Raw genomic sequence first — 12166 nt, 5'->3', positions numbered from 1 at the left:
CTTAGGTTAAATTGGTTGATAAATTAGGTTTGAGTCAAAAACCGGATCAGTTTTAAAGCTTCTCCGTGTTTTTGAAAAAAGGAAAGGCCTTTAGAGCATTCCTTCAATGGATTTTTCCAGATCTCTGGCTGTTGCCAAAAACTCATCCACATTCATGTCTCGGAAGAAAATCAATCCGTGGCTGGAGCGAACTTTGGCTCGCTCGTGAAGGTAGAAGTAGTTTTTACCTAGCAAAAGCTGAATATCATTTAATTGTCCGACCCAAGTTCGTTTGGCCACGGTGCTGAACTTTCCATTGTGCGAATAGCTAGGGAAAGAAGCATTGACCTGACTGAGGTAGCAGTTGGCAAAAGAGTCCTCCATGACTGACATGTCTCCAAGCGATACAGGTACAATCACATTGGCCTCATGTGGCTCAAATTTGAACCAAACATTTCGGTATCCGATAATTCGGAGTTCACTGGTATCATGCTCCTTACTCCATTGACGCACAGCTTCGGCGGTGGCCTGAAGAACTTTGTAATGAGTGTCAGGGCCTGATCCTTCCGGGTCGAGCGTTAAGCTAATCTTTGTAGGTTTAATTTTTCGGAACATTTCCACGATCGGTTCCACATCCCGTTTTTTATCCGGCTGCTCGGTGAAAATATCCCCAGTATAAAAGCCCAATCGCAGGTGGTGAACATTTTTTACCTGTACACCAAAGTGTGCCCAAACCAATTCCTCCTCAAACTCCCGGATCATCCCCTTCAATTTTTGGATTTTGGCAGGGTTTTTCTCCCCGTCGTAACTTCTTCGCAGGATGCTGATGACATCGTTGATTGTTTCGCGAAGCTGGGTTTTATTTTTGATTTCGTATACGATTACCAAGGCTCGAACTACTCGATGGCAAAGTCCTCGCTTACGGGCATCCGCATTTTCAGAGGCTACGTTGGTCAGGTAATGATAAACATCTTTGTCTGTTTTGAGGCTATATCCAACCGTAAAGAAATCCTCATAATTGACCATTTGGATTTTATTTTCATCCAAAAGTTTTTTGGTGTGCTGAAGCGTATCAATGACAAAAGTATTGGTCACTGCGGTAAATCCGGAGGTGAGTACACTAAAGTGAGCTTCGTTTGAAGGTTCGTTGAGCTGATTGGTGATATGGGGTAAAATCCCCAGGGAAATATCGTCGTGATGTGGACCGGTGTGAAGTATCACTTCATTCCGTTCAGGTTCTAGGCCTTTGGCTAGTTTGGAATCCACACTCTGGATTACTTGACTGACGGTGTCTTCGGAAAGGTCTGGGATGAGTTTGCAGTAGCGGTCATTTTTTAAGTCCTCGAGTTTGAGACGATGTCCGTATTTGTTGAGCTTTTTACAAAGATCAATGACTGCCCGCTCCGTTTTTTCAAAGGTCCATTCTCCTTTTTGGTAATAGGAATCCATGGAGTCAGTCAGTTTTACCGCAGCGCCTTTAGTCAGGTAAAAGCGCCCATTTTTCAGTTTTTGAAGAACCGTGGCAGGATAGACATTGTTAAGTGAGGTCTCTAATGAATCTTTCACGATTCCGGCTTTGGCCTCTCCGGCGGCAATAATTATAGCCACGGCTTCAGGATTGTATACGATGGTATCCAAACCAATAGTAATGACCAGGCGATTTGCAGAAACTTCTATTCCACCCAGGTCACCGGCAGCGACGGCTTGGGTTTCAAAATTGGTTTCAGTCAATCGGGTCACCGAGTAAATATGCGATCCACGCGTATTAAATGCGATGTGCCCATCCGGACCGATTCCTCCGAGGAAGAAACCAATTCCGCCCAAATCACGGATTTTTTTCTCGTAATCGGCACACCATTGATCGATTTTGTAAATGGAATCTTGCTGGAGTTTTTCGAGTTCATTCTGCGGCTCTCGGAAGCGGAGTGAAAGGTCCACTTTTAAGTCAGGAAAAATCTCGCTGTAGTGTTTGCCTTCTGCTAAAGGGATATCATCTGAATTGATCAGGATGGCTTTTTCTTTGGAAAGTCCAAAACCCTGAAGGTAAAATTTATTGACGTAGTCGTAAAAACTATTGTGTTGCTGTGAGGAAATCGGATAAAATTCATCGATCTGCACAAAAGTCAAATCTTTGAGAACTGGTTTTTTGAGCCCGTCCATCCCATATTTTTCACGGATTTCCTTTCCTTTTTTACTGTCCCAGTTTTCGAGAAGGTATTGGGTCCATTTGATAAAAAACTCTGGTGTTTTTCCCGTTGGCAAGCTGATCACCCCCTCCGGATTAGCAGCAGCCCATTCCAGGAATCTGCATGCAGTGAGGAGTCCTAGTTTTGGAAAATTGTCCACCATAAGGTAGGGAATCTTCGTGCTGATTTTTTCAACACCGGATTCTTGGAGGAAATTTTTCTCGACTTCCGAAAGCGGATACTTACTGAGCATACTGGTTTGACAGATTAAGGTTTGTAAGATTGGTTGTTATTTGAGCTTTTACCAAATAAAAGGAAATAGGAAATGGATTGGCTTCAATATTATACCCTTCAAATGGATTATTCGTGAAATTATCTATTGAGTTAGGCCTTCCTTTTTGCAATTTATTTGTTTTAACAAAATTAAAAAACTTTGGATAATAAAAAACAACTTTTATAAAAAATTTAATAAAGTACACCCTGTCTGTAAAATTTATAGACTTCTGGTAAAGGTTAATTTGATTCGTGCCTGAAAATCCCGGATAACTTTAAAAATCTCAGTGAGGGTAACCGATTGTACTTTGGTTAAAAGGGAAAGACTCAGGTAGTTTTTGGCTTTGCTATTTTCGGTTAGGATCAATTGGGACTGGTTTTCCAGCCGAAGCGACATTAAGTAATTAAACGCATGCAAAAGTTCCTGACTTTCGGGATCGGAAAATACGCCCTTTTGAGTGAGAAGCTCTATTCTTCTAGCTGTATTGGTTTCAAAAATCTGATACTTTAAGGCATAAACTCGCGCCAAATCCACAATAGGACGCATGATTTGTTTAATGTTGATTTGCTTTTCTCCGTCGATTTTTTCGCTTTTGATTGTTCTAAAAAAGGTCAGCGGGGGTTCATATTGAAGTGCATTGAATCCCAAATTCATAAAAAAACGCTCTGAGGCCTTTTCGAGTAGCTTTCCCATATGAGATTGCAGTTCCTCTAAAAGCTGATTTTCTCCATAAATTGCCCGGCAATCAAAAAAAGTAGTGTAATTCATGGCCGTTTCCTGTGAAGCATCTGAAATCCATTGCTCATAATTACGCTTCCAATGCGAGAGCGAATGGGTCCATTTGGGATTCATTGCCATTAATTCTCCTGCGCAAAAATCGATTCCAATTTGATCCAGTGCCGTGGAAACGCGTGTGGCAAAATCCAGAAAATAAGTCCGAACCATTTCTCGTTGTTCGTTGGCCTTGTCTTCATAAATGATGGCATTATCTTGGTCAGTTTTTAACGTGAGCTCGCCCCGTCCTTCACTGCCGAGCACAAAAAAGACAAACTTTGCAGGTGCGGGTCCAATTTCTTTGATGACTCGTTCGATGACTCGTTGAGTAATCGTGTCGGCTACTGTAGTGATGATTTGATTGACAATGGCAGCTTTCATCCCACGGCTAAGCAATAGGTGAATAATTTCCGGCATGCGCTGCCATTTGCTTCGGAGTTCAGGAATTTGCCGAGCCTCTTTGACCGATTGAATAAACATGAATGGTCCCTGACTTTGCTCAGTAAGGATTTTGGTTCGACTAATCCAGCCAACAAATTGCCCATTTTCTTGGACTAAAAGATAGCGGGATTTGGTGCGAAACATCAACATCAGGGCCTCGACCAAACTGGCATCGGGAGGAATGGAGACCATGTCAAATTCCATGATTTGGGAGACGGGGGATTGGGGTGAAAGTCCTTTAGCCAGAACCTGATCACGAAGCGTGATATCGGTAATATACCCTTGAATTTGTGGGATGGATTCTCCAAGAAAAAGACAGCTTACTTGCTCATGAGCCATTCGCTCTGCGCAGGATTGGATCGAGGAAGTAGGTTTTTCCAACCGCAAATGCCGAAAATGTAGGTCCCGAACTTGCTTGGAATAGAATTGATCCGAAATAAATGAGCTTTCTTTTTTCATCTTGCCTAAATTACAGAATCTTACAATTTTCTCATGTGATTTTTTCATTCCCTCAAGAGCGTATATCTTTAAAATCTCAACCTATTCAAACCCAGCCTAGCCATGTTAATTATTGTCACCGGCGTTTCCGGTACCGGAAAAACGACTCTCGGAACAGCACTTTCTAAACGTTTCCATCTCCCATTTTTTGATGCGGATGATTTTCATCCCGCCGAAAACATTGCCAAAATGAGTCAGGGCCAGCCCTTGAATGATGAGGATCGTCAACCTTGGCTGTTGGCGCTAGCCCAAAAGCTTGAAGAGTCTGAAAAAACAGGGGGAGCTGTTTTGGCTTGTTCGGCCCTCAAGGAATCCTATCGTCAGATGCTCCAAGTATCGGAAAACTTACGTTGGATTCACTTAATCGGTGAGCGGGATTTGATTTGGTCGCGGATGCTTGCCCGAAAAAATCACTACATGAAAGCCGAAATGCTGGACTCCCAACTTTCCACATGGGAGGATCCAAGCTATGGTTTTCAGCTTTCGATAGATCAATCTCCAGAAATTATGCTTTCAAAGGCTTTAGGATACATACAATCCCATCCTTTAAAGATGAAAATGGGGGTGATCGGAATGGGGGTGATGGGGAAGAGTCTCGCTCTAAATTTAGCTGAAAATGGGGTGCCCCTTGCTATTTACAATCGCTATGTAGCCGGAAAGGAAGAGGGGATTGCCCAAAAAGTGCTGGAAGAAAATCCTGACTTTGCCAATATGCTAGCTTTTGAGGAAATGGACGCTTTTTTGTCTTCCTTGGAAAAACCTCGAAAAATCTTGATGATGATTCCCGCCGGAACAGCCATTGATGCGCAGTTGGATCAATTGATATTAACGTTGGAAAAAGGGGATCTCATCATTGATGGAGGCAACTCTTTTTACAAAGATTCTGAACGAAGAGTCCATCGATTGCAGGAATTGGGAATTCATTTCTTGCCCATGGGAGTCTCCGGAGGAGAACAAGGGGCTAGAAAAGGCCCCTCTATTATGCCAGGGGGTAATGCCGAAGGTTATGCTATGGTAACCGATTTTTTAAGTAGAATTTCGGCCAAAGACAAAAATGGACAGCCCTGTGTCACCTATGTCGGTCCAGGTGGATCCGGGCATTTTATCAAAATGGTGCACAATTCCATTGAATATGGGGAGATGCAAGTTTTGGCAGAATTGACTCATTTACTTCGATTTGGGTTTGGATGTGCCGCCGCGCAGGTGGCAGAAATTTATTCGGATTGGAATAAGGGCAATTTGAAGTCCTTTTTACTGGAAATTACAGCTGATATTTTACTCTTCAAGGATCAAGGAGGGCTAGTGCTTGATCAAATTTTAGATCAAGCGGGTCAGAAAGGTACAGGAGGATGGTCGTTGACGACGGCTTTGGAGTTCGGAGTACCTTACAGTCCGCTGGCCGAAGCGGTAAATGCTCGGGGTGTTTCAGGAAAAAAGACGCAGCGAAAAGAATTTTCCCGCACCTTTCAGCATGAGTTTCGAAAAATTGATGACTCAATAGATGCATGGCTCCCCAAAATCAAGCAAGCCTATGCCCTGGCCCGAATCATCAATCATGAGGTGGGTTTTGGCTTGATGAAAGCGGTTTCGGATGCTAAAAGTTGGTCCCTAAATTTTCATGAAATTGCTCGCATCTGGACTAATGGATGTATCATCCGATCGGAATTGATGGAACATATTTCCGAAAAGTATTCTGATTCGTTTTTTGAAATGAAGGGAATTAAAGAATCAGTGATTTCAGACCGAATGCCACTAGCTGAATTGGTGGGCTTGGGGCTTACTCATGGATTTGCCCTGCCGGTAATGAGTGCAGGAATGAATTATCTTTTGGGAAGAATTACTGCTGAATCCAGTGCTTCGGTAATCCAGGCACAGCGGGATTATTTTGGAGCTCATACTTATCAGCGTAAAGAGGATCCAAGCGGGAAATTTTTTCACACGAATTGGAATTCAAAAGAAATTTAAGCTACGCTAGTTTTGCTCATCTTTTCTTTTCTTTTCCGGTAAAAAATTCCACCACTGGATTGGTTGGGAGTTTTGAAAGGACGAAATTCATTGCACATCCAAATCACCTAACTATGCGACTATATTTCATTGCTCTATTGCTAATGTCTTTTATGGCTTTTCCCCTAAAAGCTCAGGATCTTTTGGTGACCAATGTTCATGTGATCAGCATGGAAAATGATCAGGTTTTGAAGGATCAAGCGATTTACATTTCCGAAGGGAAAATTCAGAAAATCATTCCGCTCACTGCCCGTACACCGCGGATGAGCGCAGACCAGGTAATCGATGGAAATGGGGCCTATATTTTTCCGGGATTAGCGGAGTTTCATGCCCATCTGCCGGTCGCTAGCGATGGCAGTACCCAACTTCAAGAGGAATCCATGTGGCTTTATCTGGCTAATGGGGTGTTGCGAATTCGAAGTATGCTAGGGCATCCCTCTCATCTGGATTTGAGAAGTCGGGTGCGGTCAGGGGAAACCCTGGGGCCCCGGGTATTTATTTCTGGTCCTTCATTTAATGGCAACTCAATCAGCAGCCCGGAGCAAGCTGCCCAAATGGTTAAAGAGCAGAAAGAGGCCGGGTATGATCACCTGAAAATCCATCCTGGAGTAGAACTGGATGAAATGTGGGAGATTGCCAAAACAGCCAAAGAGGAAAAAATCCCCTTCGGAGGACATGTGCCCCTGGCTGTAGGAATTGAAAATGCCTTAGGAGCAGGGTTTAAATCCATTGAACACATGGACGGATACATGGAGGGGCTATTGCCGGATAATTTTGAAATTGATCCAACAACTTCCGGGCCGTTTAATTTGAAGTTGGTAGACCAAGTGGAACTGGAAAAATTACCCGCTTTGATTCAAAAAACGCTCGATCAAGGGACTTACATCGCACCTACCTTAACCTTGTTTGATCGGTATTTTGGATATATTCCGGCGGATGAATTTCGTTTGGCTCCGGAAATGGACTATTTGCCAGGTCCGATGATTCAGCAATGGGTCAATAGTAAAAAGCAATTGGAACGGGCGGGAATGCTTGATCGGGAATTTGTGGAACCGTATTTGGCTTTCCGAAATCAATTATTTATGGAGCTCCACCGGGCAGGCGTGCCCATGATTATGGCTTCGGATTCACCTCAAGTATTTAATGTCCCTGGTTTTTCCATTCATCATGAAATCGAGTTGATGTCCAAAGCGGGAATGTCTACCTATGAAATTTTGAAAACCGGTTCACTTGAGCCTGCCCGTTACATGAATGCAGCCTCAGAGTGGGGTATGATTAAAGAGGGGATGTTGGCTGATTTTGTAATGGTTGAAGAAAATCCGCTGGAAAACTTGAAAACTATGCATCAGCCCCTAGGAGTGATGATCGATGGCAAATGGATCAGTCGAGAAAAGCTTCAAAAAGAACTGGACCGAATAAAGAAAAATCATGAGCGGAACTAAGGTGGTTTACCCACTTCCATTAGGGACAGGCAAATCTGCGAAAGCTAGAGGAGCTCGTGTCCCCTTACGCTAAGCTTAAAACCAATCCAAATCCTATGAAAATTAAGTCTCTCATTCCAGCAGGAATTTTGCTCTTCCTCGCACTATCCTGCGCCCAAAAATCGAGTGAAGAAAAAGAAACGATTAAAGAAGAAATCAAACTTATGAGTAAAGCAGAAAAAGTTGCCGAGCATCGAGGTGAATCCGTATCCAAATATGTATTGGACAATGGAAACATGCAGGTGGAGCTCACCAATTATGGGGGAGTAATCACCAAAATCATAACTCCGGACAACGAAGGAAATCAAGAAAATATTACGTTGACCTTTGATACGGTGGAAGAGTTTTTGACCAAAGAAAACCCCTTTTTTGGGGCAACGGCAGGCCGTGTGGCCAACCGGATCGCCAAAGGAGAGTTTGAATTGGATGGTGAAAAATACACTTTAGCACAAAATAATGGGCCAAACCATCTTCATGGGGGAGTAGAAGGGTTTAATAAAAAAGTATGGCAGGCAGAACCTTACTCAGATGAAAAAGTAGTGGGAGTGAAAATGAGCTATACCAGTCCTGACGGTGAGGAAGGTTATCCGGGAACATTGCAAACTACGCAGTGGATCGAGTTGACTTCGGACAACACACTACGGATCCGCTATGAAGCAACCACAGATCAAAAAACGATCGTCAATCTGACCAATCATACCTATTTCAATCTTGGCGGAGTAAAACGTGACGCCTTAGATCATGAGTTTCAGTTTTGGGCAGATGCCTATACCCCAATTGACGAAGGCTTAATTCCAACGGGTGAAGTCAAAGACGTGACTGGGACCCCTTTCGATTTTCGCACCCCAAAAATTCTGGGCGATCAGATTGCTGCTAATGGAGCGGGATTTGACCATAACATGGTGATGAAAATGGAAAAATCGGATGAAATGAAGCATTTTGTGCGCGTTCGTCATCCGGAGTCCGGCCGAGTTCTCGATATGTATTCTGATAACATGGGGGTTCAGTTTTATACCGGAAATTTCCTCTCTGATTTTGCCGGTGCGGATGGTAAAACCTATGACAAGCATTGGGGCTTCTGTCTCGAGTCCCAAAACTGGCCCGATGCCATCCATCATGAAAACTTCCCCAGCCCGATTTTAAACCCGGGAGAGAAATACGAGCATACTATTGAGTATCGGTTTTCGGTCGAAAGATAAAAGAATGAAGTCTCCAGGGCTTAATATTCCTTGGAGACTTTTTTGGCTATTTGAAGGCGATTCGGAAAATTCCCGAATTAGGACTGAAAATGTTTCCTAAACTTTACTTCTTCGGTTTTTAAATTTGGATTAGATCATGCAAAAGGAATGGGACAGGATTTTTCGCCAACACCTTAACCTTAATCTATCTCTTGACTGACTCTAATGATGATAAACTCAGCAGGTCGGATCATGGCCAATCCAATTTCTACCTTCAGTAGATTATCCAAAATATCTTGCTGTGTCATGGTCTGACCCAACCCCACACGGACAAAAAAAGCATCCTCAAACTTTGCTCCGGCAAGTCCTCCATTTCTCCAGAGGTTTAATAAGAAGTTTTCGCAACTTAGTTTGACCCCATTCCAAGTAGTTGGAGTATTGGGCTCGCCACTCCAAGCTAGTAAAGCTGTCTTGATGGATTGTTCGATCATGATGGCTGTTCTTCGAACGGGTACATAGCGCCACTCCTTGTCATTGCCTGCAAGAGTTCTTGCCCCCCAAATTAAAATTCCTTTTCCAGGAAATAATCGAATCGCGTTAATGGATTTTCCAGATAGTCCACCAGAATTTAAATCTTCCTGCTGAGAAGAACTGATTGAGACACTAGGACCTGTAAAACCGGAAAGCGAGATATTGGCTGGAGCTTTCCATACACCTCGGCTTGTATCAGTCAAGCAAAAAGCACCCGCAACCGCTCCCGAACTTGGAAATGAGATTAATCTTTTCGCCATTTGATGAAGTATAGCCTGATAAGTGGGGCTTAGTATTTCTAAGCTTCTATGAATAGTTTCCGCTGATCCAGTAGTAGTTTGCAGAAACTGCTGAGCTGCTGGTTCAGGAAGCAACTCTTGCAACGAAAGCGAGGATTCTAAATTGGTGTAACTGAGCCTAAAATCACTTTCCAGACGGTTCAGCCAAGGATAATATGCGGCCCCAAAACTTAAATGCTGATTTCCAATTCCAGTTCTGAATTCCTCAATGATATCCTGGTCTACGGTTCGCTCGAGAAACCCATTGGGAATATCTAAAATAGCAAAGCGTTTTTGGTCCTGAGCAGCGGTTCTCAGTAGCTCTTGATAGATTGGGAAAGCCTCATGGCCAAGTTCTACCGCGTCAGGGATCAAAACCAAACTGGCTTCTGGTACGCTTGCTAGCACCTGTAGCCCAGCTGGAGTTGAAGAGGTGGTTCCCAAGAGTTCATCTCGATGGATGAAGACTTCATTTGCATCAGCGTAGGTTCCCGTCGAAATGATGTAGCAGCTTCCTCCTCCATGGTAGAAGAAATCCCGAATGCTGTGGTACAGATAAGCTTTTTGTTTCGGCTTTAAAACAATAGATTTTAATTCGCCGTGGATCGTGATCGGGTCAGGATCAGTAGGGGTAGCTGGAAGAATTTCAAAAATTGGTGGATAATTTCCCCCAAATTTGGCTTGATATTCTGAAAAGGAATGGATCTTAACTGGCGTGTTTAAGGCAGGTTGCCCCTGGTGTATCGCTAATTCAGTATAACCAATGAAGACAGGAATTGCAGTAGAGGCTTGAGTAATTGTCCTGGGTAATGGGCTGACTTGCTCAATGTAAATACCTGGTTTTCTGTAATGTTTACTCATTAAAATGGGGTTTAGGAATTCAAAATACCTTTAGAATGAGTTAAGGCCTAACAAAGTGGATATTTCCTTTTATTTACCTTAAGAAAACTGATTTTATACTCAAAAGCCTAAAGTGTTAGCAACCACATGCTGGGTTTCCTCAAATCCCTGATAAGCACAGATCACGGCTTCAAAATCGTCCAGATTTCCCAACTGCTGGAGTGCCAAAGGATTTCCGAAATGGATTAAAATACAGGGTTTATTTTTTGCCAAGTGCTGAATTTCATCCAATACGGCTTGATTCATTCCAAATTGATTTAGCGGTTTATGACTTGGAACAAAAACGGCCAAAATCATTTTTTCTGCTTGTTCGATAGGGATGGGAAGTAAATTTAACTCTTGAGAAAAGGTACTCGGGCTTTGGTTAAAAAATTCTCGGTAAGCCAGCTTTCCGCCATTTCCCAAAGTGGGGAGATTTGCGGTATCGATCTTTCCTGAAATTACTGAAACGTAGTTTTTTGCTAGGTCCTTTTGGAGTTGGGAATGAATTTCCCAATCGAAAGATGGAACCTTAATGGGCTTGCCTTCCCTTATTCCCAATCGCCTTTTCAAGTCCATTACTTTTTCAAACACGACATTTACTTCGGCATCTGATGCATTTTGAGCAATTTTTTCAATCCCCTCCTGCACGTGATCCGAAAAACAGAGAATGTCATTTCCGGCATGAAAAGCCTGCCATTCAAGTTCTCCGGGCTCCGGATATAGATCGGCTACAGCTTTCATATTGAGGGCGTCGGAAATTACGAGGCCTTTAAATCCCATTTCTCTTTTGAGCAAATCAGTGATCAAATCCCTGCTGATGCTGGCTGGAATGTTTTTTCCGCCGGTCAGCGCAGGGACGGCTAAGTGGCCCACCATGATCATTTCTACACCTTGGTCGATGCCAAATTGGAAGGGGAGAAGTTCTTCAGCCTTGAGTTCGGCTTTTGATTTATGTAAAATGGGTAAACCCAAATGCGAATCAACCGCGGTGTCTCCATGACCGGGAAAATGCTTCAGGCATGCCCCAATTCCAGCCTTTTTCATGCCCAAATAAGCTGCAAATGAAAGGCTGGCAACCTTTTCGGTTTGATTCCCGAAGGATCGGTATCCAATTACAGGATTTTCCGGATTGGTATTGACATCGGCGCAGGGAGCCAAGTTGAGATGAATGCCTGAGCGCTTCATGTCCATCCCCATCCGAAACCCGACTTCCTCCACCCATTTTTCCGAATCCTTTTTCACCGCACCGAGCGTAATGGCAAAAGGGTATTGGGGTGTTTTTTCCACCCGCATGGCTAAACCATATTCTCCATCAATACTGATTAGCAATGGGATTTTGGAACTAGCCTGATAACGATTGATTAGTTCAATGAGTTTTTCGAAAGTGCCTTCGCTTTTCAGGGATTCTGTTCTTTTTTCAAAATTTGCTGCAGCGGAATGTCTACTGTGAAAAAAGGTCAACCCTCCGATTCCCTGCTCGCAAATCAACTTTTCGATGGCTTGATAATTTTCCTCCGTATCGTGAATAAACGCCGCTGGCGAAAAGCATTGTGCAATTTTTTGATTTTTATTCATGGTCTTTAAATTCCTGTGAGAGTGGCGGCACTCCCGCTTAATTGGAGCAAATGAATTGACATTTACCTGACTTCGACACTGTTCA

7 protein-coding genes are annotated in these 12166 nt (G+C 43.3%); 3 read left to right on the top strand and 4 right to left on the bottom strand.

Annotated features, from left to right (window positions below):
- Positions 1-90: 90 nt before the first annotated feature.
- Together Q0L00_RS04640 and Q0L00_RS04635 are read right to left on the bottom strand one after the other, a co-directional pair.
- A complete protein-coding gene (locus tag Q0L00_RS04640) occupies positions 91-2418 on the bottom strand; it encodes a glucosamine-6-phosphate isomerase (protein ID WP_297335698.1) in 2328 nt (775 codons plus the stop codon).
- Between the two features lie 240 nt (positions 2419-2658).
- A complete protein-coding gene (locus Q0L00_RS04635) occupies positions 2659-4113 on the bottom strand; it encodes a DUF294 nucleotidyltransferase-like domain-containing protein (RefSeq protein ID WP_297335697.1) in 1455 nt (484 codons plus the stop codon).
- Between the two features lie 102 nt (positions 4114-4215).
- Between Q0L00_RS04635 and gndA the strand changes: the two genes are divergently transcribed.
- The 3 genes from gndA to Q0L00_RS04620 all read left to right on the top strand — a co-directional run bounded on the left by gndA (position 4216) and on the right by Q0L00_RS04620 (position 8836).
- Positions 4216-6117, top strand: a complete 1902-nt coding sequence (gndA, locus tag Q0L00_RS04630) for an NADP-dependent phosphogluconate dehydrogenase (RefSeq protein ID WP_297335696.1) — start codon at positions 4216-4218, stop codon at positions 6115-6117.
- 113 nt (positions 6118-6230) lie between these two features.
- On the top strand, positions 6231-7598 hold the full coding sequence (locus Q0L00_RS04625; RefSeq protein WP_297335695.1) for an amidohydrolase family protein: 1368 nt from the start codon (positions 6231-6233) through the stop codon (positions 7596-7598).
- Positions 7599-7693: 95 nt separating this feature from the next.
- Positions 7694-8836 carry an aldose epimerase family protein gene (locus Q0L00_RS04620; protein WP_297335694.1) on the top strand — a complete coding sequence of 381 codons (1143 nt, stop codon included), beginning with the start codon at positions 7694-7696 and terminating at the stop codon, positions 8834-8836.
- 179 nt (positions 8837-9015) lie between these two features.
- On the opposite strand, the gene Q0L00_RS04615 is transcribed toward Q0L00_RS04620, so the two are convergent.
- Both Q0L00_RS04615 and Q0L00_RS04610 read right to left on the bottom strand, forming a co-directional pair.
- Entirely contained in the window at positions 9016-10485 is a 1470-nt protein-coding gene (locus tag Q0L00_RS04615) for a phage tail sheath C-terminal domain-containing protein (protein WP_297335693.1), read from the bottom strand.
- A gap of 99 nt (positions 10486-10584) precedes the next feature.
- Positions 10585-12081 (bottom strand): glycoside hydrolase family 3 N-terminal domain-containing protein, encoded by a 1497-nt coding sequence (locus Q0L00_RS04610; RefSeq protein ID WP_297335692.1) that lies wholly within the window; start codon positions 12079-12081, stop codon positions 10585-10587.
- Between the last annotated feature and the right edge of the window lie 85 nt (positions 12082-12166).

The sequence above is a fragment of the Algoriphagus sp. genome, assembly GCF_024305035.1.
GTDB lineage: Bacteria > Bacteroidota > Bacteroidia > Cytophagales > Cyclobacteriaceae > Algoriphagus.
This window is presented reverse-complemented; position numbering and strand designations above follow the sequence as displayed.

Excerpts from the sequence above, each read along its gene's own strand:
- Q0L00_RS04640 (WP_297335698.1), bottom strand. The coding sequence starts at position 2,418 with ATGCTCAGTAAGTATCCGCTTTCGGAAGTCGAGAAAAATTTCCTCCAA.
- Q0L00_RS04635 (WP_297335697.1), bottom strand. The coding sequence starts at position 4,113 with ATGAAAAAAGAAAGCTCATTTATTTCGGATCAATTCTATTCCAAGCAA.
- gndA (WP_297335696.1), top strand. The coding sequence starts at position 4,216 with ATGTTAATTATTGTCACCGGCGTTTCCGGTACCGGAAAAACGACTCTC.
- Q0L00_RS04625 (WP_297335695.1), top strand. The coding sequence starts at position 6,231 with ATGCGACTATATTTCATTGCTCTATTGCTAATGTCTTTTATGGCTTTT.
- Q0L00_RS04620 (WP_297335694.1), top strand. The coding sequence starts at position 7,694 with ATGAAAATTAAGTCTCTCATTCCAGCAGGAATTTTGCTCTTCCTCGCA.
- Q0L00_RS04615 (WP_297335693.1), bottom strand. The coding sequence starts at position 10,485 with ATGAGTAAACATTACAGAAAACCAGGTATTTACATTGAGCAAGTCAGC.
- Q0L00_RS04610 (WP_297335692.1), bottom strand. The coding sequence starts at position 12,081 with ATGAATAAAAATCAAAAAATTGCACAATGCTTTTCGCCAGCGGCGTTT.